At 69.4% G+C, this 25,879-nt stretch carries 23 protein-coding genes; 17 read left to right on the forward strand and 6 right to left on the reverse strand.

The features are described from left to right. Positions 1-41: 41 nt before the first annotated feature. Entirely contained in the window at positions 42-836 is a 795-nt protein-coding gene (locus tag TsocGM_RS02285) for a helix-turn-helix domain-containing protein (RefSeq protein ID WP_126723704.1), read from the reverse strand. A gap of 477 nt (positions 837-1,313) precedes the next feature. On the opposite strand from TsocGM_RS02285, the gene TsocGM_RS02290 reads away from it, so the two are divergent. The 7 genes from TsocGM_RS02290 (at position 1,314) to TsocGM_RS02320 (ending at position 8,074) form a co-directional block, all read left to right on the forward strand. After that, entirely contained in the window at positions 1,314-2,027 is a 714-nt protein-coding gene (locus tag TsocGM_RS02290) for a helix-turn-helix transcriptional regulator (RefSeq protein WP_233578193.1), read from the forward strand. A gap of 141 nt (positions 2,028-2,168) precedes the next feature. Further along, on the forward strand, positions 2,169-2,999 hold the full coding sequence (gene sufC / locus TsocGM_RS02295) for a Fe-S cluster assembly ATPase SufC (RefSeq protein ID WP_126723705.1): 831 nt from the start codon (positions 2,169-2,171) through the stop codon (positions 2,997-2,999). Between the two features lie 78 nt (positions 3,000-3,077). Next, entirely contained in the window at positions 3,078-4,493 is a 1,416-nt protein-coding gene (gene sufB / locus TsocGM_RS02300) for a Fe-S cluster assembly protein SufB (RefSeq protein WP_126723706.1), read from the forward strand. A gap of 350 nt (positions 4,494-4,843) precedes the next feature. Further along, positions 4,844-6,220, forward strand: coding sequence for a Fe-S cluster assembly protein SufD (sufD, locus tag TsocGM_RS02305; protein ID WP_126723707.1), 1,377 nt, complete (start codon positions 4,844-4,846; stop codon positions 6,218-6,220). 75 nt (positions 6,221-6,295) lie between these two features. Next, positions 6,296-7,150, forward strand: coding sequence for a sulfurtransferase (locus tag TsocGM_RS02310; RefSeq protein WP_126723708.1), 855 nt, complete (start codon positions 6,296-6,298; stop codon positions 7,148-7,150). A gap of 84 nt (positions 7,151-7,234) precedes the next feature. Then, a complete protein-coding gene (locus TsocGM_RS02315; RefSeq protein WP_126723709.1) occupies positions 7,235-7,669 on the forward strand; it encodes a SufE family protein in 435 nt (144 codons plus the stop codon). Positions 7,670-7,732: 63 nt separating this feature from the next. After that, entirely contained in the window at positions 7,733-8,074 is a 342-nt protein-coding gene (locus tag TsocGM_RS02320; protein WP_126723710.1) for a metal-sulfur cluster assembly factor, read from the forward strand. Between the two features lie 139 nt (positions 8,075-8,213). Here the strand turns inward: TsocGM_RS02320 and TsocGM_RS26425 are convergent, their stop codons facing one another. Then, positions 8,214-8,360 carry a hypothetical protein gene (locus TsocGM_RS26425; RefSeq protein WP_199756684.1) on the reverse strand — a complete coding sequence of 49 codons (147 nt, stop codon included), beginning with the start codon at positions 8,358-8,360 and terminating at the stop codon, positions 8,214-8,216. A gap of 226 nt (positions 8,361-8,586) precedes the next feature. Here TsocGM_RS26425 and TsocGM_RS02325 point away from each other — a divergent pair, with 226 nt between their 5' ends. Beyond that, on the forward strand, positions 8,587-10,233 hold the full coding sequence (locus TsocGM_RS02325) for a coiled-coil domain-containing protein (RefSeq protein ID WP_126723711.1): 1,647 nt from the start codon (positions 8,587-8,589) through the stop codon (positions 10,231-10,233). A 220-nt stretch (positions 10,234-10,453) separates the two neighbouring features. Here the strand turns inward: TsocGM_RS02325 and TsocGM_RS02330 are convergent, their stop codons facing one another. Then, a complete protein-coding gene (locus TsocGM_RS02330; protein WP_126723712.1) occupies positions 10,454-12,277 on the reverse strand; it encodes a hypothetical protein in 1,824 nt (607 codons plus the stop codon). A gap of 255 nt (positions 12,278-12,532) precedes the next feature. On the opposite strand from TsocGM_RS02330, the gene TsocGM_RS02335 reads away from it, so the two are divergent. Next, complete coding sequence (locus TsocGM_RS02335) at positions 12,533-13,459, forward strand: PIG-L deacetylase family protein (protein ID WP_126723713.1); 927 nt, start codon at positions 12,533-12,535, stop codon at positions 13,457-13,459. 160 nt (positions 13,460-13,619) lie between these two features. Here TsocGM_RS02335 and TsocGM_RS02340 read toward each other — a convergent pair whose 3' ends face one another. Next, positions 13,620-14,234, reverse strand: a complete 615-nt coding sequence (locus TsocGM_RS02340; protein WP_126723714.1) for a hypothetical protein — start codon at positions 14,232-14,234, stop codon at positions 13,620-13,622. A 416-nt stretch (positions 14,235-14,650) separates the two neighbouring features. Between TsocGM_RS02340 and TsocGM_RS02345 the strand changes: the two genes are divergently transcribed. The 6 genes from TsocGM_RS02345 (at position 14,651) to hrpB (ending at position 22,532) form a co-directional block, all read left to right on the forward strand. After that, a complete protein-coding gene (locus TsocGM_RS02345) occupies positions 14,651-15,025 on the forward strand; it encodes a ComEA family DNA-binding protein (RefSeq protein WP_126723715.1) in 375 nt (124 codons plus the stop codon). 48 nt (positions 15,026-15,073) lie between these two features. Next, the gene (gene uvrB / locus TsocGM_RS02350; RefSeq protein WP_126723716.1) at positions 15,074-17,137 is read left to right on the forward strand and encodes an excinuclease ABC subunit UvrB; all 2,064 of its coding nucleotides are present in this window, start codon (positions 15,074-15,076) and stop codon (positions 17,135-17,137) included. Between the two features lie 115 nt (positions 17,138-17,252). Beyond that, a complete protein-coding gene (locus TsocGM_RS02355) occupies positions 17,253-17,762 on the forward strand; it encodes a DUF4174 domain-containing protein (protein ID WP_126723717.1) in 510 nt (169 codons plus the stop codon). Between the two features lie 112 nt (positions 17,763-17,874). Next, positions 17,875-18,786: a carboxylating nicotinate-nucleotide diphosphorylase gene (nadC, locus tag TsocGM_RS02360; RefSeq protein ID WP_126723718.1), complete on the forward strand. Its 912-nt coding sequence runs from the start codon at positions 17,875-17,877 to the stop codon at positions 18,784-18,786. Positions 18,787-19,114: 328 nt separating this feature from the next. Further along, positions 19,115-19,981: a HEAT repeat domain-containing protein gene (locus tag TsocGM_RS02365; RefSeq protein ID WP_126723719.1), complete on the forward strand. Its 867-nt coding sequence runs from the start codon at positions 19,115-19,117 to the stop codon at positions 19,979-19,981. After that, entirely contained in the window at positions 19,962-22,532 is a 2,571-nt protein-coding gene (gene hrpB / locus TsocGM_RS02370) for an ATP-dependent helicase HrpB (protein WP_126723720.1), read from the forward strand. The genes TsocGM_RS02365 and hrpB overlap by 20 nt, the downstream gene beginning before the upstream one ends. A 31-nt stretch (positions 22,533-22,563) precedes the next feature. Here hrpB and TsocGM_RS02375 read toward each other — a convergent pair whose 3' ends face one another. Continuing rightward, positions 22,564-23,343, reverse strand: coding sequence for a PIG-L deacetylase family protein (locus tag TsocGM_RS02375; protein WP_126723721.1), 780 nt, complete (start codon positions 23,341-23,343; stop codon positions 22,564-22,566). 310 nt (positions 23,344-23,653) lie between these two features. On the opposite strand from TsocGM_RS02375, the gene lexA reads away from it, so the two are divergent. Both lexA and rnhA read left to right on the forward strand, forming a co-directional pair. Next, positions 23,654-24,271 (forward strand): transcriptional repressor LexA, encoded by a 618-nt coding sequence (gene lexA, locus TsocGM_RS02380; protein WP_126723722.1) that lies wholly within the window; start codon positions 23,654-23,656, stop codon positions 24,269-24,271. A 148-nt stretch (positions 24,272-24,419) separates the two neighbouring features. Next, positions 24,420-24,965: a ribonuclease HI gene (rnhA, locus tag TsocGM_RS02385; protein WP_126723723.1), complete on the forward strand. Its 546-nt coding sequence runs from the start codon at positions 24,420-24,422 to the stop codon at positions 24,963-24,965. A 102-nt stretch (positions 24,966-25,067) separates the two neighbouring features. Here the strand turns inward: rnhA and amrB are convergent, their stop codons facing one another. After that, entirely contained in the window at positions 25,068-25,871 is an 804-nt protein-coding gene (gene amrB, locus TsocGM_RS02390; RefSeq protein WP_126723724.1) for an AmmeMemoRadiSam system protein B, read from the reverse strand. Positions 25,872-25,879: the final 8 nt, after the last annotated feature.

Below are 25,879 nucleotides of genomic sequence, written 5' to 3' on the forward strand. Positions count from 1 at the left end.
ACCGCCGGGGCCTCGAGGATCAGGCGGCTCCTGGCGCCGATTCAGGCGAACCGGCTCCAGGACCAGACGACCTTGCCCAGGATCGGCCCGACCGCGGCCTCCTCCCCGATCACCGAGGGCTCCAGCGCCACCGTCGGGGAGCCGGGTCCGGGGCGGTTGGGGCGGAGGATCAGGTGCCGGCCGCTGAGCTCCAGCCACCGGATGACGGCTCTCCCCTCGACCCGGGCAGCGACGATCCGGCCCTCCAGGACGTTCGGCTCCCGAATCGTCCGGTCGATGGCGACGACCGAGCCCTCGGGCAGAATCGGGTGCATGGCGTCGTCCTCGACGCGGAGGGCGACGGTCGCCTTGGGATGGGGCAGCCACTTGCGATAGATCCGGATCGAGTCGACCGCCCGGATGGGAGAGGACTCGGAGGCGAGATCCTCGGCGGCGACGACCCCGAGCGAGACGAATTCAGCCGAGCCGTCCTCCCCCGAGTCGCCGGAGCGGAGGGCGGGCCCCTGCTCGAGCCGCTCCAGGCCCCGGCGGATCAGCTCCTGGGGCGTGAGATCGGCCAGGACCTGGTCCTCCAGGCCGCGACGGTAACGCGGGCCGCTGCCGCTCAGCAGCCAGATCGGGTTGACGCCGGTCTGATCGATGAAGGCGAGCAGGACCTCGGCCGGGACGGTCACCCCGGTCTCGTAGTTGTACCAGGTGCGCGCCGGCAAGTTCAGCCGCCTCGCCAGCTCAGGGCCACCGTGCTCCCCGAAGAGCTCCTGGCGCACTTCTCGCAACCGGAGCGAGATCAACGACTTCAGCTTCAGGCGGCTATGCGAGGTCTTCTTTCGTGCCACGATACAACCCCGGGGGGGGCCTCCCAGAGCTCGCCCGAGGTTGGCCCACTGGCCAAACCGCGGCCCAAGGTGGTCAACTTAAAATACCAACCGGCGTTGTCAAGGGTGGAGGGAGGGCACCCCGGGGCTCGGCGGGCCAGTGGGCCGACCGCTCGTCGACGACCTTCGGCGACGAACCGGGTGTCCCTGGCGGAGGCTTCGGGTCGCCTCGCCTGCTTCATTCTTACGCGAACCCCTCACTCCATCCATAGCTGAGTCGTCCATTTTCTTCACGATCCCCGGTCGGTGACCGGGGATGATGCGGCGGAAAACCGAGAACCTCGCCGCTGTCTTTCTGAATAAACATGGTGGGCGTCCTTCCGGGCCCGCGCCAGGGGGCCCGCCGGATCGTCTCCGGCCGCTGGGCGGACTTTTCGCACTATTTCTTGCGGAAAAGGCGAAAAATCGGGTGGACGATGGCCGGGAGGCGGTTCTACAATGGACCTCGCGACGACGGCCGGGGAGGTGTTGGCGATGCAGGGACCGATCGAACAGCGCGGATTCGACCCCGACCGCTCGGATCGTCCCCTGCTGGATCTGATCCGGCGCCGCGGGCCGATGACGGTCGCCGAGATGGCCGCCGGACTGGGGGTGACGGCCACGGCCGTGCGGAACCGGTTGGCCCGCCTCCTTGGGGCCGGGCTCGTCGAGCGCCGGGCCGAGCACGGCGGTCGGGGCCGACCCCGGCACGTCTACGAGGCCAGCGCCGAGGCCCACCGCCGGCTCGGCCAGAACTACGCCGATCTGGCCGTGGTCCTCTGGGAGGAGCTGATGCGGAGCGTCGAGGATCGCAAGCTCCGCCGCGTGCTCTTTGCCCGGATTACCGACCGCCTGGCGGCGCTGTACCGGGTCGAGGTCCGGGGGCGGGGCTGGCAGGAGCGGCTCGAGCAGCTCGGCACCGTGCTGCACGGCCGAGGGATCGAGACGGAGGTCGCCCGTCGGCAGGACCGGATGCCGGTCCTTGAGCTGCATTCCTGCCCCTACTTCGAGCTGGCCGAGGCCGATCGGGCGATCTGTGCCCTGGAGCGGAAGATGTTCGAGAAGGTGCTCGGCCAGTCCCTCCGACTCAGCCAGTGCCGGCTCGACGGCTATCGCTCCTGCGACTTCGAGGCCAAACCGGCCCCCGAGCCGTCTCCGGCCCGGGCGAGCTGACCCGGGCCGGCCCTCCCCGAACCCACCAGGCCCACCCCCCACGTTGTCCGTCCCGTATCGAACCGCGCCGACCCGACCCGGCCGGGTCGCTCCGGCCCACCGGCCGGCCCCCAAGGCGAGTGGCACCGAGGCCCCCGAACGATGAGCAAAGTTCTCGAGATCAAGAACCTGCACGTGGCCATCGACGGTAAGGAGATCCTCAAGGGGGTCGACCTGACGATCCGGCAGGGTGAGGTCCACGCGCTGATGGGCCCCAACGGCTCGGGCAAGAGCACCCTGAGCTACGCCCTGATGGGCCACCCGAATTACGAGATCACCGAGGGGTCGGCCACCCTCGACGGCGTTGACCTGCTGGGCCTGGAGGCCGACGAGCGGGCCAAGGCCGGCCTGTTCCTCGCCTTCCAGTACCCGACGTCGATCCCCGGCGTCAGCGTTGCCAACTTCCTCCGTCACGCCGTGACCAACGTCCGCAACCCCGACCGCAAGGAGGGGGAGGAACTGATCCCGATGCGAGAGTTCCGCAAGGAGCTCCGCGCCGCGATGGACGAGCTGGGCATGGACCCCGATTTCGCCCGCCGCTACCTGAATGAGGGGTTCTCCGGCGGCGAGAAGAAGCGGGCCGAGGTGCTCCAGCTGGCAATGCTCAAGCCGGCCTTCGCCATCCTCGACGAGACCGACAGCGGCCTGGATATCGACGCCGTGCGGATCGTCTCCGAGGGGGTCAACCGCGTCGCCGAGCGGCAGGGAACCGGGATCCTGGTGATCACGCACTATCAGCGGATCCTCACCTACATCAAGCCCCAGTTCGTCCACATCTTCTTCGGCGGCCGAATCGTCGAGAACGGCGGGCCGGAGCTGGTCGACCAGCTCGAGCGAGAGGGCTACGACTGGGTCCGCGCCAAGTACCCCGAGGCGGCCAGGGACGAGGACGAGCTCGAGCAGCACTCCGGCGCCGCGGCCTCGGCCTTCTGACACCGTCACCCGACCGCCCCGAGACACGGACCCCGAACCGGCCCCACCGAGCCGCCCGAAGGCGGAGGACCACGCACGATGTCGACCGACCTCAGCGCCCAGGTCAAGGGCATCAAGGACGAGGACAAGTACGGCTTCCGGGATCCGGACGCCAACTACCACTTCAAGAGCCGCAAGGGGCTGGACACGGAGATCGTCAACCAGATCTCCGAGATGAAGGGGGAGCCCGACTGGATGCGGCAGAACCGCCTGAAGGCCCTGGAGGTCTTCTGGCAGAAGCCGACCCCCACCTGGGGGGGGGATCTCTCGGAACTGAATTACGACGACATCTATTACTACATGAGGGCCGCCGACCGGCAGGGCAAGTCGTGGGACGACGTGCCGGCCGACATCAAGCGGACCTTCGACAAGCTCGGCATCCCCGAGGCCGAGAAGAAGTTCCTGGCCGGCGTCGGCGCCCAGTACGAGTCGGAGGTCGTCTACCACAGCCTCCGCGAGGATCTGCAAAAGCAGGGGGTGCTGTTCGTCGACACCGACACGGCCGTCCGGGAGTACCCGGATCTGGTCCGGGAGTACTTCGGCACGGTCATCCCCCTCGACGACAACAAATTCGCGGCGCTGAACACGGCGGTCTGGTCGGGAGGGTCGTTCGTCTACATCCCCGCCGGGGTGAAGGTGGACATCCCGCTGCAGGCCTACTTCCGGATCAACGCCGAGAACATGGGCCAGTTCGAGCGGACGCTGATCATCGTCGAGGAGGGGGCCCAGGTCCACTACGTCGAGGGCTGCACCGCCCCGATGTACTCGACCGAGAGCCTGCACTCGGCCGTCGTGGAGATCATCGTCAAGAAGGGGGGCCGATGCCGGTACACGACCATCCAGAACTGGGCCAATAATATCTACAACCTCGTGACCAAGCGCGCCGTGGCCCACGAGGACGCCCTGATGGAGTGGGTCGACGGCAACCTCGGCAGCCGGCTGACGATGAAGTACCCCGCCGTCCACATGCGGGGCAAGGGGGCCCGGGGCGAGATCCTCTCGATCGCCTTCGCCGGCAAGGGGCAGCACCAGGACGCCGGCGGCAAAGTCGTCCACGAGGCGCCCTACACCTCCAGCCGGATCATCTCCAAGTCGATCAGCAAGAACGGCGGCCGGTCCAGTTACCGGGGGCTGCTCAAGGTGCTCGACGGGGCCAAGGGCTCGAAGTCGAACGTCGTCTGCGACGCCCTGATCCTCGACCCGATCAGCCGGTCGGACACGTATCCGTACATCGAGATCGACGAGGACGACGTCAAGCTCGGCCACGAGGCCAGCGTCTCGAAGATCGGCGAGGAGCAGCTCTTCTACCTGATGAGCCGAGGACTCTCCGAGGCCGAGGCCAGCACCCTGATCGTCTCGGGCTTCATCGAGCCGCTCGTCAAGGAGCTGCCGATGGAGTACGCCGTCGAGATGAACAAGCTGATCCAGCTCCAGATGGAAGGATCGGTCGGCTGACCCTGGCGGGTCCTGCCTCCCCGATCCTCCGGATTCGATCGGGGGGAGACCGCCTCCCCCCCCGATCGGAGCCTCTAGGAACCTCTGGCCCCTTATCCCCCCCTGGCCCATGTTCTGCTGGCGATCGGAGCCTGCCTCGGATCGCGATCGAGCCGATCCGCCGGACGCTCCTCACCGACCCGCCGCGCTTCGGCGCCTCCGGGGAGGTGATTCGAGCCCAGCCACACCGGTCGGCCTCTCGGATCCGGCAGGAGGTCGGCGACGTCATGATCCTCGTCCGATCCCGAGGGGGGGGCCGATTCCCCGAGCCCCGCATCACGAACACCTTCGCATCCGAGAACCGATCGCCGATGAGTAGCACTGCCGCGACCCCGGGGACCGTGACCGGCGCCTTCGACAAGACCGCCCTCGACCGGCTCCTCCGGGGGAGGGAGGAGCCCTCCTGGCTGGTCGACCGCCGCCGATCGGCGTTCGAGCGGTTCGAGACGACCCCGATGCCCACCCTCCGGGATGAGGAGTGGCGGCGAACCGATATCCGAGCCCTGAGGCTCGACCAGTTCGCCCCGCCGGCCCCCCACGAGCCGTCCGAGGCGGCCCGGGAGGCGCTGGAGCCGGCGTACCGGGGGCTCGACGCCCTCTATGGCACCGGGATCGCTCAGGTGGATGGCGTCCCGAGCAAGGCCCCCGACCCGGCCAAGCTCGGCGGGGCGGTGTTCGTCGACCTGGCCTCGGCGGTCAAGGAGCACGGTGAGTTGCTCCGGGACCTGCTGATGACCGGGGCCTATCAGCCCGGGGCCGACGCCTTCGCCGCCTTGCACGCCGCCTTCTGGACGGGGGGCGTGCTGCTCTATGTGCCGAAGGGGGTGAAGGTGGAGACGCCGCTGTTCCACCTGATCGGCCTTTCGGCCGAGGGGAACACGGATCTGAATCACTCGATCGTGGTGCTGGAGGAGGGGGCCGAGGCCACGCTCGTCCAGGAGACGGCCAGCGGCGACCGGGGACGGGCGCCGGGCCTGCACGTCGGCGGGGTCGAGCTGATCCTCCGCAAGGGCTCCCGCCTGCGGTTCGTCACCATCCAGAACTGGGACGACGCCACCTGGCACTTCAGCCGAGAGCGGGCCGTTGTCGGCGAGGACGCGGTGTTGCAGTGGACCGTCGGCGGCCTCGGCTCGAGGCTGGCGAAGGTGAATCAGGAGGTGGCGCTGGTCGGCCGGGGGGCGAGGGCCCAGGTCAACGGCGTGATCTTCACCAGCGGCCGGCAGAACCTGACGTACCTGACCCGTCAGGACCACATCGCTCCGAACACGACGAGCGACCTGCTCTATAAGAGTGGCCTCAAGGGCAAGTCTCGGATGGTCTGGCGCGGCATGATCAAGGTCGAGCCCGACGCCCAGCAGACCGACGCCTACCAGAAGAACGACAACCTGGTGCTCGACCCCGAGGCCCGGGCCGACTCGATCCCGGGGCTGGAGATCGAGGCCAACGAGGTCCGCTGCACCCACGGAGCGACCGCCGGGCCGGTCGACCCGGAGATGGTCTTCTACGCCCGATCGCGCGGGGTCGACGCCGAGACGGCCACCCGGCTGATCGTCGAGGGGTTCTTCGCCGACGTCTACGACCGGATCAGCGTCGAGCCGGTGCGAGACACTCTCGCCCTGGCCGTCGCCCAGAAGCTGGAAAACGGCCGAGCCCCGGCGCTGGCTCCGGCCGAGGCGGGAGGGATCTGACGGGTTGACTCCGGGGGCCCTCCCTTCCCCCTCCGCACCGCATCGCGACTGGCACGAATCAGAGGAACCCTCCCCATGGCCGACTACGCCCACCCTGAGGTCCTCGTCTCCGCCGACTGGGTCGAACAGCACACGAACGACCCGAAGGTCCGCATTGTGGAGAGCGACGAGGACGTTCTGCTCTACGACATGGGCCACGTCCCCGGCGCCGTGAAGATCGACTGGCAAGGGGACCTGCAGGACCAGATCATCCGGGACTACATCGACGCCGAGAAGTTCGCGGAGATCTGCTCCCGGAGCGGCATCGCCAACGACACCGTCGTCGTCTTCTACGGCGACAAGTCGAACTGGTGGGCCTGCTACGCCTTCTGGGCCTTCAAGCTGTTCGGGCACCCCCAGTGCCGGATCATGAACGGCGGCCGGAAGCTCTGGATCGACCAGAACCGCCCGCTGACCAAGGAGTGCCCGAGCTACCCCCGGACCAATTACACCGTGCAGGGCGGCGACCCGTCTCAGATCCGGATTTTCCGGGACGAGGTGCTCGCCCACATGAAGGCCGGCAAGAAGCTGATCGACGTCCGAAGCCCCGGTGAGTACACCGGGGAGCTGCAACACATGCCGGACTACCCCCAGGAGGGCTCGCTCCGGACCGGTCACATCCCGGGGGCCAAGAGCGTCCCCTGGTCCCGGGCGGTGAACGAGGTCGGCACGTTCAAGTCGGCCGACGAGCTGAAGGCGATCTTCGAGGACGAGTGTGGCCTGAACCGAGAGGACGAGATCGTCGCCTACTGCCGGATCGGCGAGCGGTCGAGCCTGACCTGGTTCGTGCTGACCTACCTGCTCGGCTACCCGAAGGTGCGCAACTACGACGGCTCGTGGACCGAGTGGGGCAACCTCGTCGGCGTGCCGATCGCCAAGGGGAACGAGTGAGCTGACCCTTGGTTCGGTCCCTCCGTCCGGGACCGCACCGCACCGTTCCTCTCCCCGACCCGATCGACCCCAGGGAGCCCCGCCGTGCCCGCCGCGCTCGATGCTCTTGTCGAGGAACTCCGGGAGGCCGACCGCCAGGAACGGATCGAGCTGCTCATTGACCTGGCCAACGAGCTGCCTCCGCTGCCCGAACACCTCTCCCGGTTCAAGGACGAGGCGCACCGGGTGCCGGAGTGCCAGTCCCCGGTCTTCCTGTTCCTCGAACGCGACGGGCCGAAGGTCCGCATCTTCGCCGATGTCCCCCCCGAGGCCCCCACGGTCCGGGGGTTCGTTTGCCTGCTGATCCAGGGGCTGGACGGGGCGACGGTCGAGGAGGTGCTGGCGGTGCCCAACGACCTGATCCAGCGGACCGGCATGGCCGAGCTGCTCGGCATGCAGCGCGCCAGCGGCCTGGCCGGCGTCCTCCGCCGCCTGAAGCTGATGGTTGCCCGCACCGAGTCCGACTCCAAGGCAAATTGACTCCAGCCCGCCCCGGGACTTCTCTGGAACGACGCCGGATCCCTGCCCAGCCGGAGCCTCCCCATGAGCGACGAACCCATCCCCTCGACCGAAGCCGACGCGACGGGGCCCGACCAGGAGGTGATCCTCACCGCCTTGAAGGCGGTCAAGGACCCCGAGATCGGCATCAACATCGTCGACCTCGGCCTGATCTACGCCGTGCGGAACCGGGAGGGGGAGGTCGACGTCGAGATGACGCTCACCACCCCCGCCTGCCCCGCCGGCCCTCAGATCCTCCGGGAGGCGACCGAGGTCATCGAGTCGCTTCAGGGCGTCTCCAAGGCGAACGTGAAGCTCGTCATGAGCCCTCCGTGGTCCCCCGACCGGATGTCGGAAGACGCCCGGGACGAGCTGGGCATGTTCTGACCCGGCCGACAACCACGATCAATCCGCGATCGCGCGGCAACGAACGCGAGGGGCGGGGCCGACCCGGTTGGCATCGGGTCGGCCCCGCCCCTCGCGTGTTGATCCCCAACGGGGCGATGGCTCGGGCTGGGAGAAGGGCTCAGCCCTTCTTCTTGCCACCCGCGAACCGGGCCTTGCTCGGGTTCCGCTGGCCGTGGAGCTTCCGACGGCGGCCCTTGGCCACCGGGGAGCTGTCGGCCCGCTTCCGCCACGCGTAACTCTTGCGGTGCTTGTTCTTCTTCTTCATGGCCAGGAATCCGGAATGGGGGAGTCGCCCGATCGGAGGACGTAAAGCGTCCCATTATGCTCGATGGCACCGTGGAGGATCAAGGCCGGCGCGCCTCGGGCTCGGCGGCGGTGCGAGTCCGAATCCCTTCGGGGAGGCAACTTGAATGTGGCCGCCGGATCTCGTACACTCGTCAGGCGGTGGGTTGGAAGGCCCCGGGGCTCCTGGCGACGAGGAGGGCGGACCGTTGCGCGACTTCGACAAGCCGATCGGCAAGGTGTGGCGTCGGTTGCGGTTTCAGCGGTTCCTGTCGGCGCTGGTCTGGTGCCTGGGGGGAGCGCTGGTGCTGGCGGCGGTGGCGATCGGGTTGGAGAAGGTGGTCGAGGCCCCGGCCCTGGCCCGGCTCCCGGATTGGGCCCCCTTCGCGGCGGCCGTCGGGGCGGGGCTGCTGCTGGCGATGCTGATCGCCTTGCTCAGCGGTCCGAGCCGGCTCGACGCGGCGGTGGCGATCGACCGGGCCTTCCACCTGAACGAGCGGCTCGGCACGGCGCTGACTTTGCCGGATTCTCTTCGCGAGTCGCCGGCCGGCCGGGCGCTGATCGAGGACACGAAGAAGCAGCTCGGGTCGCTCGACATCTCCTCGAAGTTCGGCCCGAGGCTGCCCCGGGCCGCCTGGGTGCCGATTGTGCCGGGGCTGATCGCCGTCGGCCTGCTGTTCGTGCCGGAGCTGACCCGGGCGACCGCCAAGTCGAACGCGGCGCTGGAGCCCGAGCAACTGGAGGAGATCGCCCGACAGGCCGATGCGCTGAACAAGCGGATCGCCGAGGCCCGGGAAAAGATCGACGACAGCAAGTATGCCGAGAGCGATAAGCTGCTCGTCGAGATCGAGAAGGCCGCCGAGGAGCTGGCCAAGGCTCCTCCCGCCGAGAAGGAACAGGCGCTGATCACGCTGAACAAGCTGACCAACGCCCTCCAGGAACGGCAGAAGCAGGTGGGTGACTCGCGGCAGGTCAGCGAGAAGCTCCGCCAGCTCGACCAGATGACCTCCGACGGCCCGGCCGACGAGTTCGCCCGGGAGCTGGCCAAGGGGGACTTCCAGCAGGCGGCCGAGAAGGTGAAGGAGCTGCGCGACACGTTGCTCTCCGGCACGATGTCCGACCAGGAGAAAGAGGAACTGAAGCAGCAGCTTGCCGAGATGAAGGAGCAGCTTGAGCAGCTCGCCAACCTCGAGGAGCGGAAGAAGCAGCTCCAGGAGGCCCTCGACCGAGGCGCGATTAGCCAGGAGCAGTTCGAGCAGCAGATGGCCAGGCTCAACGACCAGGCCGAGGACCTGAAGAAGCTCCAGCAGCTCGCCCAGCAGCTCGGCCAGGCTCAGCGGCAGATGGCCCAGGGAGACATGCAGCAGGCCGCCCAGGCCCTGGGGATGAGCCAGGACCAGCTTCAGCAGATGGCCGACGACCTGGCCGAGCTGGAACTGCTCGACTCGGCCATGGCCGACATCCAGGCGGCCAAGGATGGGATGACCGGGGGCGATGGCCTGAACCAGATTGGCGACCGCCTCAGCGGCATGAACGCCTTCGGCCAGGGCATGGGCATGGGAGACGGCGGCGGCGGCTTGGGACAGGGCCGAGGCCAGGGCGATCGGCCGATCGCCGCCGACGACACGAGCACCTTCAACACCAAGGTCCGGCAGCAGCTCGGCCGAGGGAAAGCGGTCCAGGAGGGGTTCGGCCCCCCCAACGCCCAGACTGTCGGCGAGAGCATCATCGAGGCCCAGGCCACCATCGAGGCCAACGTCGCCGCCCAGGCCGAGGCGCTCTCCAACCAGAAGGTCCCCCGCCACATCGAGCAGCACGTCCAGAGCTATCTCGACTCGTTCCGGGGAGACAACTGACCGATCGGATCGGATCCGATCGGTTGGAGGGGGCCGAACCGGGCCGATTGCCCGGCGTTCGGCTCCCCTCGAAACCGGGAGGATCAGGCGACCCGGGCGATTCTGACCTCGGGCGGCCTGCTGACGCTCGCAATCGCCGCCTGGCGGTTCGGCCATGCCGACGGGCCGGGAGCGAACGCTCACATTCCTGCGGTTGCCTTCGATCCGGCAGGCAGGGGCCTCAGGGCCACGCTGCTGGATCGTCGGGCCATTCCAGGGCGATCCGGAGCAGGCCCAGGTCGTCCCGGTACTCGGGCTCTTGCTCAAGGCCGAGCTGGTCGAACTCGAGGGTGTTGTCTCCCGGTCGGAGCAAGCCGTCGGGCAGGGGAAGCCGGAGCCGGGTCGGGGAGCGGTTGGCGTCTCGGACGTGGCGGTTGAGATCGTCGAAGCGCTCGCCGTTCAGGGCGACCCGGGTGCGGAGGAAACCGTTCCGCAGCTCCTCGACGAACCGGCCGGAGTCGAAGTCGCCCTCGACCTGAACGGCATCGATGACGAGCTCGGCGGGGCGCCTGGGAAGGTCGTCGAGGCGGAAGCGGCGCTCGAGACGGTCGCCATCGGGCATGACCGGGTCGAGTTCGGGCATGGGCTGGTCGCCCAGGTGCCGGGGGTGCGGGTCGATGACGAGGACGCGGCCCCGGCCGAGGACCTCCAGCCGTCGGAGGAGGTTCCGGGGGATGGGGATGATCCCGCCGTAGGGGGTGGCGACCCGGATCGAAGCGTCGTCGAGCCCGGCGAGAGTGCCCTCGATCCGGTCGGGGAGGGAATCCGGGTCCCCGGATGCCCACTCGACCCGGATGATCGTGCCCGAGACGGGTTCTCCTGGCTGGGGAGCGCGGCGGAAGGAGAGCCCGGCGATCTGGGACCAGGGGAGGGAGATCGGCCGGTCGAGGGCGAGGAGCGTGACGGAGTCGGGGCCGGCGGAGACGAGCTCTCCCCAGAGCTGGTCGCCGGAGACCAGCCGGACCTCATCCTGATCGGGGTCGACCTCGACGCTGGTGGCCGGCGAGAAGAACCGGACGGCGAGCACGTTGTCGACCTCGGCCGAGAGGCCAGCGGCCGGCCCGGCATCCCGACTCGCCTCGGAGAGGAGGCGGAGGGCGACGAGCGGGCCATTCGGCCCCTTGCCCCGACCGAGCTCGTCACCGTCGATGGCTAGGAGCGTCCGTTCCGGCCCGAACCGGGCCGAGAGCCGGTGGGTGCCTGCCTCCAGTGTGAGCGGCTGCACGAGAATCTCCGGCCCCCCCCGAGATTCGACCGACGGGAAGGGATCGGCCCAGCCAAGGACGACCCGGGTGATCTCCTCTCCGTTCGGGCCGTCGAAGATCAGGTCGACCACCCATCGGCGCCCCGGTACGGGGGAGGCCGCCCACGGGAAATCCAGTTCGACCCGGCCCGAGTCGATCCGGGCGGGCAGTCGGAGCCGGGCCTCGGCTCCTTCGGGGTCGAGGGAGAGGACGTGCCCGCCGCCGTCGGGGAGAAGACGGACCTCGGCGCCGGGCCGGAGCGTCCAGTGGTCGGGGTCGGCGTTCTGCTCGAAGCCTTCAGCGAGGACTCGGGCCTCTCCAGGGCGCTGACGGAGCGCGGAGGCCCCGAGGCGGTTGACCGCAACCTCGTCTCCCCGGTCGCCGAGGGACAGGCGGATGGTTGTTTCGTCGATCGTCAGGAGCTGCCCGGAGAGGCGCTGGTTGGCCCCGAGCTCAAGGATGAAGGGCTGGGGATTGGGAGCAGGGCCGGGTGGCGGGGCTTCCGGCCGACGTTCGACCCGGAAGAGGCGGTCGATGGGGAGGGGGGCGTCTCCCGAATCAGGCTCGAAGGCGATCTGGCCGTCGTCTCGGGAGACGAGGCGGCCGGTCAGCCGGCGGCCGTCGGGGCGCTCGGCGACCTCGGGACCGGGCCCGTCGTCCTGGGGGAAACCGCTCGCCTCCCCTCGGGAGAGGGAAGCGAGGAGGGCGATCGCGACGACGAGCCGCCGCGTCGGAGGGGATGGCGAGAACCGGATCGTCACGGTGCCTCCTCCGGGCGAGTCCCCCCGGCCTTGTCGAACTGAACCGAACCGAACCGAACCGAGCCGGGGCGGCCTCGACCGTGGCCGGGCCGCCCCGGGCCGCCGCCGAGCGGAGGGGCGGGGCTGCCGGCGGACCGGCCCAGGCCCAGTGTACCGGCGCGGGAGGCCCCTGTCGCCGGGTGCTCGACCGGGCCGGTCCTTCGCGATAGAACCGGTCGTCGCGACCGATCGCGCTCAACCCAGGAGGACACACCGATGATTGCTCGATTCCCTCGACTCGCCGCAACCCTGTCGCTCGGCCTTGCGTGGGCCGTCGCCCTGCCGGCCCTCGGGCAGGACCAAGCCGAGGCTCCCGACCGGCCGCTGCGGATCATCGTCTTCGGCGCCCATCCGGATGACTGCGAGCTGGAGGCCGGCGGCACGGCCGCCCGGTGGGCGAAGCTGGGCCACAAGGTCAAGTTCGTCGCCACGACCAACGGCGACATCGGCCACCATGAGATGGCCGGCGGCACGCTCGCCCGACGCCGAGCCGCCGAGGTGAAGCGCTGTGCCGAGATTCTCGGCATCGAAACCGAGGTGCTCGATATCCACGACGGTGAGATCCTGCCCACGCTGGAGAACCGCCGGACGATCACCCGGCTGATCCGGGAGTGGGAAGCCGACCTGGTGATCTCCCACCGCCCGAACGACTACCACCCGGACCACCGCTACACCGGGATCCTCGTGCAGGACGCGGCCTTCATGGTCATCGTGCCCAACTTTTGCCCCGACGTCCCCGCGCTGAGGAAGAACCCCGTGTTCATGTACAGCGAGGACTCGTTCCAGAAGCCCAACCCCTTCGAGCCGGACGTGGTGGTGCCGATCGATGAGGTCTTCGACCAGAAGGTGGCCTGCATTGACGCCCTGGCCTCGCAGTTCTACGAGTGGAACCCCTGGCTCTTCGGCTACCTCAACGAGGTGCCCGACTCTCCCGAAGCTCGCCTGGAATGGACGAGGGAGCGGGCCCTTCGCCGCTACGGGGCCGTCGCCAACCGCTTCCGGGAGACGCTGGCCGAGTGGGTCGGCGACGAGGCGGCACAGGAGGTGAAGACGGCCGAGGCGTTCGAGGTGTGCGAGTACGGCTCGCAGCCGAGCCGGGAGGAGCTGGCGACGCTGTTCCCATTCTTCGGCGACCAGGACTGAGGCGGTTGGGCTGAAGGCGGTTCGAGGAGGCCGGAATCCAAACAACCCCGGTTGCCGGGCCGCCACCAAGTCGGCCCGACACCCGGGGAGTTCAGGAAGGAAGGAAGCGAGCGGGGGGCAGGGAAGGCCCCCGCTCCGAATCAGGCCTGCGGCCGGCGGATCAGCCGCCGCCGGGGACCGTGGCCTGGGGAGGCCCGCCGCAACGTCGGAGGTAGTCCTTGTCGATGTAGACGACCTCGACGCGGGAGTCTCGGTTGTGGAAGGGGATGGGATAGTCGGACCAGTACATCTCGTCAAAGTAGACGGTGCACTTGTAGTGGCAGTGGATCAGCTGGCAGGGGCCGGCCAAGGGGTAGACCTTGCAGGGGTCGACCGACTCGCCGATCTTTTCGATCACGAACCGGGCGTTGTTGCGCTGGACTGTGTAGAACGGGTCCATGCCGGCCCGGAACTTGGGGATCTTGGCCCAGATCTCCGCCTCGCTGGGCGGGTCAAGGCACGGGGGCGGGGCGAAATCGCCGGGGACGGGGTCCAGGATCGGGACGCGATCCATCTCCTCCTTGGCGATATCCTCCTCGAGCCGCTGCGACTGCGAGGGCAGGATCGGCCAGGCGAAGGACCACCCGGTCGGGTGCAGCGGCGCGATGTTGCGGTAGACATACGGGATGCCGCAGCCGCCGACGCCGGCGGACAGCGCCAGGAACAGGGCACCCGACAGCAGTCCGCGAACCCATCGCGGGGTGTGCGGGCCCCGGTGCCGCGCGGTACGGGTCATCGTGTCTTCCCCTCCTTGGGATCAGTCGCCATCCGTTCGGGGGGCCCTCCACCCCTCCGACTCCGGCGCCGGGACCGTCCCCGCCGCCGACCCGCCAGGTTCCCCCGACGGGAGGGCCGGGCGGCCGTCTCTCGACCTCGGCTCGTACCGATTATCGAACCGAGGCCGCTCCGGCTGTGAGAAAAATCCGCGGCGCCGGTGGAGGCCGCGGTCCCCGGTCAACCCGAATCGGGCCGGCCGAGCGTTTCCAACGGAAGGATCGGCCCGACCGGCATTTGATCTTGAGTCCCCCCGCCCGATCCGCGCGTCCGGATCGGCTTGAGCCGCCGGCCGAGCCCCCGGTAGACTGTATCTCTGTCGATCATCCTCCCAGGGGGCCGTCCGCCCCCGGGGACGGTCGGGAGGCCCGAGACGCGATGGCCGCGGGAACGCCGCCCCTCTGGGGATGGGGACGAGACCAGCGCCTCCTGCTCGCCGCGACGGCGGCGATCGGGGCGGTCGCGCTGCTGGTGGGAGTCGCCTCGGAGGAACCCCCCTCCTCCCCGCCGCCGGCCTCGGTGGAGGCCGACGTGAACTCGGCGCCGGCGGCGGTGCTGCTCGCCCTGCCGGGACTCGGCCCGACTCGGGTCGATCGGATCGTCGAGGCCCGCTCGGAGCGGCCGTTTGACTCGCTCGAGGACCTGGCCGACCGGGTGAAGGGGATCGGCCCGGCGACGATCGAGGGGATCCGGCCGTTCTCCCGGGCCGGGGATCCGGCCGGGAAGGAGCCGGCTCCGGACCCAACCCCCTGACCTCACCCGACCCTCTCCCCACGACCCTCCCCCCCAGCCGAGGCCGCCATGTCGGAGTTTCAGCTCGAATGCCCGTTCCCCCCGGCCGGCGACCAGCCGGCGGCCATCGAGGCCCTGGTCCGGGGAGTCCTCGAGGGGAAGGCGCACCAGACGCTCCTGGGTGTCACCGGCTCGGGCAAGACCTTCACGATGGCCAACGTCATCGCCCGGCTGGGGAGGCCGGCGTTGATCCTCTCGCACAACAAGACGCTCGCGGCGCAGCTCTACGCCGAGTTCCGCGACTTCTTCCCCCACAACGCTGTCCGCTACTTCGTCAGCTACTACGACTACTACCAGCCCGAGGCGTACATCCCCCAGCGGGACATCTACATCGAGAAGGACTCGTCGATCAACGAGGAGATCGAGCGCCTTCGCCTGGCGGCGACCAGCGCGCTGGTCAGCCGCCGGGACACGATCGTCGTCTCCTCGGTGTCTTCGATCTACGGCCTGGGATCGCCGGACGACTATCGGAAGATGATGGTCCACCTGAGGCTCGGCGACGAGGTCGACCGGGACGAGGTGCTGATGAAGCTGGTCGACATCCAGTACGACCGCAACGATGTGGCCTTCGAGCGCGGGAAGTTCCGGGTCCGAGGCGATGTGGTCGAGGTCTGGCCGGCATACGAGGAAACCGCCGTCCGCATCGAGCTGTTCGGGGACGAGGTGGAGTCGCTGGCCGAGATCGACCCGGTCTCGGGCAAGGTGATCGAGAAGCGTCAGGATCTCTACATCTACCCGGCCCGCCACTTCGTGCTGCCGGAGGAGCGAATCAAGGGGGCGGTCGACGCGATCAAGGAGGAGCTGGACCAGAGACTCACGCAGCTTAAGGAGCAGGGCAAGCTGCTGGAAGCCCAGCGCCTCTCGGCCCGGACGCGATACGACATCGAGATGCTGCTGGAGGTCGGCTACTGCCAGGGGATCGAGAACTACAGCCGGCACCTCTCCGGCCGCAAGGCGGGGGAGACGCCGAACACGCTGCTCGACTTCTTCCCCAAAGACGCGCTGATGTTCATCGACGAGTCCCACGTCACCATCCCCCAGGTTCGAGGGATGTTCGCCGGGGATTTCAGCCGTAAGAGCACGCTGGTCGAGCACGGCTTCCGACTGCCCAGCGCCCTGGACAACCGCCCGTTGCGCTTCGACGAGTGGGAGAAGAAGCTTGGTCCCCGCATTTATGTCTCGGCCACTCCGGCGGACTACGAGGTGAACATGTCCGGCGGCGAGGTCGTCGAGCAGGTCATCCGGCCGACCGGGCTGGTCGACCCGGTGATCCGGGTCGAGCCCGCCCGGGGGCAGGTCCCCGCCCTGCTGGAAGAGGTGAGGAGACGGGCCGAGCGGGGAGAGCGGGTGCTCATCACCACCCTGACCAAGCGGCTCTCGGAGGACCTCTCCCGATACCTGAAGGAGCAGGGGATGCGGACCAAGTGGCTGCATTCGGAACTGGACGCCTTTGAACGCGTCGAGATTCTCCGGGAGCTGCGCGAGGGGGCCTTCGACGCCCTGGTCGGCGTCAACCTGCTGCGCGAGGGGCTCGACCTGCCGGAGGTATCGATGGTCTGCATCCTCGACGCCGACAAGGAGGGCTTTCTCCGGAGCGAAACCTCCCTCATCCAGACGATCGGCCGCGCCGCCCGGAACGTGAACGCCGAGGTCGTCCTGTACGCCGACACCGTCACCCGGTCGATGCAGAAGGCGATCGACGAGACGAACCGCCGCCGGGAGAAGCAGCTCGCCTATAATCAAGAGCACGGGATCACCCCTGAGACGATCCGCAAGGCGATCCGGCGCGGCATCGAGGAGGAGATCCAGGCCAAGGCCATCGCGCGCAAGGCCGTCGGCAAGGACGAGCGGGAGGCGATCACCGAGGAGTACCTCAACGAACTGGAAGGGGAGATGCTCAAGGCCGCCGAGGCGCTGGAGTTCGAACGGGCGGCGGCGTTGCGCGACCGGATCCTCCAGCTCCGATCGGAGGCGGAAGGAGGCCCGGGCCGTCCGATGGCCTCGACGCAGGCGGTCGGCGCAAAGCGCCGGGGAGCGGGCAAGCGAGGGAGGGGCCGGGCGAAGCCGGGTTGATCGCCACGGCTTCCGAGTCAAGCGGGTCACAATGGTTGCATGTTGGCCTAGTCTCTCTTTGGGGGATCGTGGCTTAGTTCCTCCCTGATCGACCCTCCCGCCTGGAGACCCCGCCGTGTCTCGCCTCCTGTTGATCCTCGCCAGTCCGTTTCTCCTCGCGGTTCTGATCGGCTGGGCGATCCCCGACGTCGAGCCGATCGACGTGTCGGAAGGCCCGATGGCCGAGTTCTCTATGCTCAACTACCGCTGGGAGAAGCGGGTGATCCTCGTCTTCGCCACCACGCTCTCCGACCCGAACTACCAACACGCGGCCAACGAGACTCGTCGCTGGAACGAGGCCCTGGACGACCGCGACGTTGTCGTGATCACCGCTGTCCGGGACGGCTTCAGCCGGGCGGGGGACCGGCTGCTCGACAGGGAGGACCTCGCGAAGCTCCGGTCGGAATTCGGGGTTGGCCCCGAGGAGTTCGCCTTGATCCTCGTCGATCTGGACGGCACCGAGGAGGCCCGATGGGATCACGTGCCGCCGATGGACGAGATCTTCGACCGGCTCGACGCGATGACCAGGAAACGCGAGGAGGAAGCCGGGCGGACCCTGGGCGGCGACGGATCGTCGATCGATTGATCGATCGTCCTGGCCCGGGCCTGGCGCTTGCCGGCCGGGGCCCGGGCCGATACCGTGTCCCCTCGGCCGGGACGGGTCCCGATCGATCGATCTCCCGAGGGAGCGGCCGGACATGATCGAGCAGACGAGCAGGCCCTTGTTCGGAGCTCCCGAGCGGGCCAATGCCGAGTCCCTGATCGAGCTGGCGCTGGCCGAGGATCTCGGCGATCTCGGCGACCTGACCGGCAAGGCGACGATTCCCGAGGACGCGACCGGCTCCTCCCGGTTTGTCGCCCGCCAGGAGGGGGTGCTCGCGGGGCTGCCGGTCGTCCGGATGCTGGCCGACCGCTTCGGGCTCTCCGAGGGGTTCGAGGACGATCGTTCCGACGGCGACCCGATCCGTCCTGGCGACTCAATCGCCCGGGTGGCCGGGTCGATGCGGGCGATTCTGGCGATGGAGCGAACCGCGCTGAACTTCCTCCAGCGGCTTTCTGGGATCGCCTCGCTGACCCATCGGTTCGTGAAGGCCGTCGAGGGGACCTCGGCTGAGATTCTCGACACGCGCAAGACGACCCCGGGCTGGCGGATGCTGGAGAAGTACGCGGTGCGCTGCGGAGGGGGGCGGAACCACCGGGTCGGCCTGTTTGACGCCGTGCTGATCAAGGACAACCACCTGGCCTGGCTTGCCTCGGGGGACGACCCGATTGGGCGGGCGATCGCCTCGAGCCGGTCGCTGGCCCCGCCGGGGACGGTGGTCGAGGTGGAGGTCGACCGGCTGGACCAGCTCGATCGGGCGCTGGAGTGCCGGCCGGACATTATCCTGCTCGACAACTTCCGGCCGGAGGATCTGGCCGAGGCCGTCCGGAGGCGGGACGATCGGGCGCCGGGGGTGCTGCTGGAGGCGTCGGGGGGAATCTCCCTGGCCTCGGTGGGGGAGGTGGCGAGGGCGGGGGTCGACCGGATCAGCGTCGGGGCGCTGACGCACTCGGCCCCGGCGCTGGACATCGCGCTGGATGAGGACGGCTCGGGATCGATCCCTGTTTGAAGGCTCGGGATCGATCCCTGCTTGAATTTGACACAGGACCTGGGTGTGGCCTAGGGTTCTGTCGCCGGGGACGTCGGTCGTCCCGGCCCCGGGAGGCTCCGGCCGCCCGGGAGACGTCGGCACAGGCCGGCGTGACGCATCGGGGACGGTACCTTTGGGGAGGGGTGCCGGCTCCTGGGGGCGGGGGAGGCGCACGGAGCGCGTCGAGGGGCCCCCGCCCCCTCTTCATTCCATCCCTTGGCCCCAGAACGCCGGGGCTGGTAGACTCGATCGCGACGGCGAACGCGGTGGACCCCACCCGCCCCGACCCCGCGATGGAGCCCGAGTCATGACCCCCGACCCGTCGCCGATCGGCCTCCCGCTCGGGATGGCCCCGGCTGTCGCCCTGGTCGTCGTCCTGGCCGGCCCTCCTCCGTCGTCTCTCGCGGTCGCCGTCGCCGTCGACCCTCCCGAGGAGGGGATCGCGACCATGAACGAGCCCGGACGCCAGCCCTTGCTGGCCTATTACTTCGATCGGCTCGAGCGAGACGGCGACCTCGACACCTTCCTGGACCTGGTCAAGCCCCGGTACACGGAGGGGACGCTTCGCCGCCTTGTCCACGCCCCCGACGTTCGGGTCCGCCGCGCCGCCGTGACGGCCCTGGGACAGCTCGGCGGCTTCGGGTGCAATCCCGAGCTCGCCTCCCGGCTGGCCGATCCCGACCCGGTCGTCCGCGACCTGGCCCGGAACGCCCTCTGGTCCGTCTGGTTCCGGGCCGATTCCCCCGAGAACAACGAGCGGCTGCGGACGGTGATCGACCTGCTCGGTCACGGTCGGCTGGACGCCGCCTCTCGGGCGGCCACGGAACTGATCGCCCGCGCCCCGAACTTCGCCGAGGCGTACAATCAGCGAGCGGTCGCTGCTTATTTGTTGGGCAACTACGCGGAGAGCGCGGCCGACTGCCGGCGGGTGCTGGAGCTGAATCCGTACCACATTGGGGCGCTCGGGGGGCTGGCCCAGTGTTACCTCCAGCTCGACCGCCCAGACCTGGCGCTCCCGGTCTTCAAGCGATCGCTGGAGCTCCAGCCGCATGATGACGGGCTTCGACGGTTGATCGCCTCGCTGGAAGGCCCCCCGCGCCTGCCCCCGGCCGGGCCGCCAGCCCGGCCCTCCCCGCCCCGCGACGCTTCCCCGAATGATCCCTCTGCCGATTGACCCGAGGCTGCCCGAGGTCGTCGACGCGATCCGGAATCATCGCTCCCTCGTCCTCGTCGCCGAGCCGGGGGCCGGCAAGACGACCCGGGTGCCGCCAGCCTTGCTCGACTCGGGGTTGCTCGGGCCCGAGCACCCGAGGGTGGTGGTGCTCCAGCCCCGTCGGGTCGCCGCGAGGGCGACCGCGACTCGGATCGCCGAGGAGCGTGGCGGGGAGCTTGGCGAGGAGGTCGGCTACCTCGTCCGCTTCGAGCGCCGGGTCGGGCCGAGGACCCGGCTTGTTGTGGCGACCGAGGGGGTCCTCACCCGGCAACTGCTCGACGACCCGGGCCTGGCCGGGGTCGGTGCCGTGGTGCTCGACGAGTTCCACGAGCGGAGCGTGCACTCGGACCTGGCGGTCGCCTTGCTGAGGGAGGTCCGGGAGGCGTTGCGGGACGACCTGATCCTCGTGGTCATGTCGGCCACGCTGGACGCCGAGCCGGTTTCCCGGTTCCTGGGGGCGCCGGTGCTCCGGGTGGAGGGGAGGACGTTCCCCGTCGCCATCGAATACCGGGCCTCCGACGGCGCTCCCTTGCCCGATCGAGCCGCCGAGGCGGTGCTCGACGTCCTGCGGGGCCCCGAGGATCCCGGGGATGTGCTCGTCTTTCTCCCGGGGGCGGAGGAGATCCGGCGGACCGCCCGGCTGCTGGAGCCGGTGTCGGGGAGGGGGGACGTGGTGGTCCTTCCGCTTCACGGGTTGCTCCCGAGCGGGGAGCAGGATCGCGCGCTGCGGCCGAGCGACCGCCGCAAGGTTGTGCTGGCGACGAACATCGCCGAGACCTCGCTCACGATCGACGGCATCCGGACGGTGATTGATGGCGGCTACGCTCGGTTCGCCTCGTCCGACCCGAGCCGAGGGCTTGACCGTCTGGAGCTGGGGAGGATCAGCCGGGCCTCGGCCGAGCAACGGGCTGGCCGGGCGGGACGGACGGCCCCGGGGCGCTGCATCCGGCTCTGGAGCGAGCGAGAGACCCGAGGGCTGGCCCCCTTCGACCCGCCGGAGGTCCGCCGCGTCGACCTGGCGTCGACCGTCCTGACGCTGCATGCCTGGGGAGTCGCCGACCCGAAGCGGTTCCCCTGGTTCGAGGCCCCGGAGCCGGATCGGATCGAGGCGGCCGGCTCCCTGCTCGAGCAGCTTGGCGCCGTCGAACCCGGGACCGGCCGAGTGACCCCGATCGGCGAGGCGATGCGGGCGCTTCCCATCCACCCGAGGCTCTCCCGACTGCTGATCGCCTCCCAGGAGGCCGGGATCGCCGAACTGGGGGCGACCGCCGCCGCGATGCTCTCGGAGAAGGACCTTCTGGGTCGAGGCCGGGATTCCCGGGGCCGATCTCCCGACGTCCATTCCCGGTCCGACCTGCTCGTCCGGATCGACCTGCTTCGGGAGGCGGAGCGGGCCGGCTTTTCGCCCTCCCGGATCGACCCGAGGATCGACCCGAAGGCGGCTCGGACCGTCTCCCGGGTCCGGGACGACCTGCTGCGGATCGCCGACCGGAGGCCGGCGCGACTCGGGGCAGGAGCGTCCGACGACCCCGAAGAGGCGCTGCTCAAGGCGCTCGTCCTGGCCTTCCCCGATCGGGTGGCCCGTCGTCGAGGGATCGGGGACCCGAGCGGCCGGATGGTCGGCGGCCGGGGGGTGCGGCTGGATCCCGAGTCGGTCGTGAGGGAGGGGGAGCTGTTCCTCGCGATCGACGCCCGGGAGGACCGGCGGGGGGCCGGTCGGCTGGAGCTCCGGGTGCGGATCGCCAGCGCCGTCGACCCTTCCTGGCTGCTGGAGCTGTTCCCGGGGGCCGTTCGCCGGGAGGAGGTCGTCCGCTTTGACGAGGCCCGGGGGAGGGTCGTCGGCCTGGCGGTGGAGTCATACCGCGACCTCGCGCTGAGGGAGGCGGCGACCGGCTCGGTCGACTCGGCTCGGGCGGCCGAGGCCTTGGCCGATGCGCTTTCCCCGAGAGCGGAGGACGTCTTTCAGGCGGATGAGGCGGCATCGCGGTGGCTGAGCCGGGTCGGCTTCCTTCGCCGATGGCTGCCCGAGGCCGGGTTCCCCGCCTTCGATCCCGAGGAGCTGGCCGAGGCCCTCCACTTCGCCTGCCTCGGCAAGCGGTCCGAGGAGGAGGTCCGGCGGTCCTCCCTGGTGCCGATGCTTCAAGGGAGGCTGATGCCGGAACAGCTCCGGCTACTCGACGAGGAGGCGCCGGAGGCGATCGAGGTCCCCAGCGGCAGCCGACACCGCGTCTCCTACGAGGGAGACGGCCCTCCCGTGCTCGCCGTCCGCCTGCAAGAACTCTTCGGCTGGACCGAGACGCCCCGGCTGGCCCGGGGCCGGGTTCCGGTCCTGCTCCACCTGCTCGGCCCGAACTTCCGCCCGGTCCAGGTGACTGACGACCTGGCCAGTTTCTGGACGACGACCTACCACCAGGTCCGCAAGGATCTCCGCAACCGCTACCCCCGCCACTCCTGGCCCGAGGATCCCTGGACCGCCGCCCCCGAGGCCAAGGGGGGCCGTCGGCGGACCTGACCCCGCCGGCATCCTCGGTCGGTCGGGTCGGTTAGCGACGGCCGCCTCGGCCATCCTGGCCGAGCAGCTCCAGGAGGCGGTTCTCCTGAGGATAGGGATGCCCCTTGTACTGCCGGAAGCCCTCGGCAAAGGCCACGCCGATCTCGCTCCCTCGGTGCGACGACCAGTGCTCCTGGCTGACCAGGTACTCGTCGATCCCGTGTTGCCGGAGCAGCCAGTTCCGCTGGCTCTCGTGACAGGAGAGCATCCGACGCTTCAGGTCCCAGACCTCGGAGACATCGACCCAGAACTCGGGGGGAACCGGGTTCCCCTCCCGGTCCTTCCCCTCGAGCGGATCGACCAGGTAGAGGGCCGGGATCCGCTCCAGGGGAGGGGCGGGGTCCCACTGTCGGGTCGCGTAGTTGGGGATCGGGGCGATGAAGCAGGCATCCCGGACGAGGAGGTGCGTGGCCTCGTGGTCGGCCAGGTAGTCGGCGGGAGGAGCGGTGAGGATCACGTCGGGGCGAGTCCGGCGGAGGAACTCGACCACACGACGGCGGGAGGGATCGTCGCTGAAGATGGCGAGGTCCCGGAACTCGAGGCAGTGGTAATCGGCGCCGATCAGGTCGGCGGCCTCCTTGGCCTCCCGCCGTCGGATGGCGGCGATCGCCTCGGCGTCGTGCTCAACCGAGCCGCAATCCCCGGGGGCCATGGTGGCGATCGTCAGGTGGCAGCCGGCTCGGCCGAGCAGGGCGAGGGTGCCGGCGCACTGGAACTCGACATCGTCGGGGTGGGCGTGGATCGCCAAGACTCGGACCTGGGCCTCGGCCATGATTCGGGCGGCTCCTACGACGCTCTCGGCGCGATTGGATCGATTCGACCCCCGATCCTGCCGGATCGCGGCGTCGGGATCCAGTCGAGCCAGCGCCGCTGCCGGCGAAAAAATCCGGAAAATGTTCTCGCGTGCGCTAGACGACCGTTGTACACTTGCCATTCAAAGGGTCAGTTGGTGATCGTCCGTGTCGTGGTCGCCCCGCCTCCCACCCGGAGGGGGCACCCCGGGCCCGGGCGCACGGAGGGTCCGACGGCCCCGGCAAACCGCCCCCGGCAGGACGCGACCCATCGACGTGGAGGCAAGACCGATGGCCGATCTCGACTCGCTCACCACCCGCCAACGCGAGATTTACAACTTCATCCGAGACAAGATCCACGGCCGAGGCTACGGACCGACCGTTCGCGAGATCGGCGAGGCGTTCGACATCAAGAGTCCCAACGGGGTGATGTGCCACCTCAAGGCCCTCCAAAAGAAGGGGCTGATCTCCCGGGAGCCGAACATGTCCCGGGCCATCCAGCTCCTCCAGGAGCCTCCCACCGCTTCCAAGGGAGGCGGCGGCATCCGCCTGCTCGGCCGCATCGCCGCCGGTGCTCCGATCGAGGCGATCGAGCAGGCCGACGAGGTTCTCGACTTCGACGACTGGGAAGGGGACGACGACAAGTTCGCCCTTCGCGTCTCCGGCGACAGCATGATCGAGAAGCACATCGATGACGGCGATTTCGTCATCATCAAGCGGGCCGAAACAGCCCAAAATGGTGATATCGTCGCCGTCCGCGACGAGGACGGTGAGGCCACTCTGAAGATCTACTACAAGGAGAAGAACCGCATCCGGCTCCAACCAGCCAATCGCAGCATGGAGCCGATCTTCCGGACCAACGTCAACATCCTCGGCGTGCTCGTGGGTGTGGTGCGCAAGTGCCGTTGATCGAATGGAGGGGGACGTCGGTGACGGGGAAAGCCGCCGGGTCGGCCTGTCCGCTCCAAGGTGCCTTGGGTATGCTCGGGACCATCCGGCCCGGGCGTGATCGGGCCGTCGGATCACTCGACCCCACCGGCCCGGCGCGAGGAGACGGATGCTCCCCTTCGAACTGACCTCGGAGAATGTGGTCATCGCGACCGCGAACCAGGAGTCCGCCGTCCCCGACGCCCCTCCCGACCTCGTTCAACTCTTCACCGATGGTGCCTGCAGCGGCAATCCCGGCCCCGGCGGATGGGGCTTCATGCTCAAGCATCCCGCAACCGGCTCCATCCGCTGCGACTCCGGGGCCGAACCCCGGACGACCAACAACCGCATGGAGTTGATGGGCGCCATCCGGGGGCTGGAGAGCCTGACCCGCCATTGCACGGTCGAACTGGTCACCGATAGCCAGTACCTTGCCAAGGGCATCACGGAATGGATGCCCAACTGGAAGCGCAACGGCTGGAAGCGGAAAGAGCGTGGTCAGCTCAAGCCCGTCTCGAACGAGGACCTCTGGCGCCGGATCGACGAACTCGTCGGCGTCCATGATGTCCGCGTCGAGCACGTCTTCGGCCACCGCGGCCACCCGGAGAACGAGACGGTTGACCGCCTGGCCGTCAACGCCATCAAGGCGCTCTCAGCGGCCGGTCGCCTCGACTGATCCCGGATGGCTCGAACGGCCGGGGGATCGATGGGAGAGGGTCGAGTGCTCGTCTGCCGAGGCCGTCGCTCCTGGATCGGGGACGGCCGGACGGGGACCGCGTCATGGGGACGGGCCGGCCTCTCGATCGATCACGAAGGCGCCGTAGCCGACCACCCGATCGGAGGGACCTCCCGCGTCGCCGGAATGGCGGAGGGCGAGGGTCCGCACGCGCAGGCCCCGGCCTCGGCAGGCGATCAGCAGGCCGGCGATCGCTCGGTGGCCACAGGCGGAGCCCCGGTCGAGGCGATCGGGTTCGAGGGCCTCGATCGCGTCGGCCGTCTGACGGTCGAGCCGTCGGCACTCGGAGTCGGGGTGGTGATGGCTCAGATCCGAGCTGACCACGATGAGCGTCTCGTCCCCTCCCCAGAGCCGATCGAGAACCTCGGCGACCTCCTTCGGATCGCAGCGCCCGACGAGCAAGGGGACGATCGCGAACCGATCCAGCGCCTCCTGGAGGAAGGGCAGCTCGACCTCCAGCGCATGATCGTCGCGGTGTGACCGATCGTCGACGACCACCTGGGGCAAGTCGGACACCAAGGCGATCGCCTCCCGATCGACGGGGACGATCCCCAGGGGAGTCTCAAACCCGTCGGCCCCGGTCGTCGTCAGTCCGATGACGGGGGAATGGGCCGTCCCGAGCAAGACAACGCGACGCACGATGCCTCGGGCCCGAGCGAGCCGGGCGAAGGCCAGGCCGGCCACCGCCCCGGAGTAGACAAAGCCCGCATGGGGGACGATCAGCGCCTTGGGAGGGGGCCGCCCGTCGTTGTCCGGCGGGCCGATCAGCTCCGAGACAACCCTTCGGAGCCGATCGGGCTCGGCCGGGTAGAAACGCCCGGCGACGGCAGCGGGGCGGAGGATCATGGCGGCGG

Source organism: Tautonia sociabilis (assembly GCF_003977685.1).
Classification (GTDB): domain Bacteria; phylum Planctomycetota; class Planctomycetia; order Isosphaerales; family Isosphaeraceae; genus Tautonia; species Tautonia sociabilis.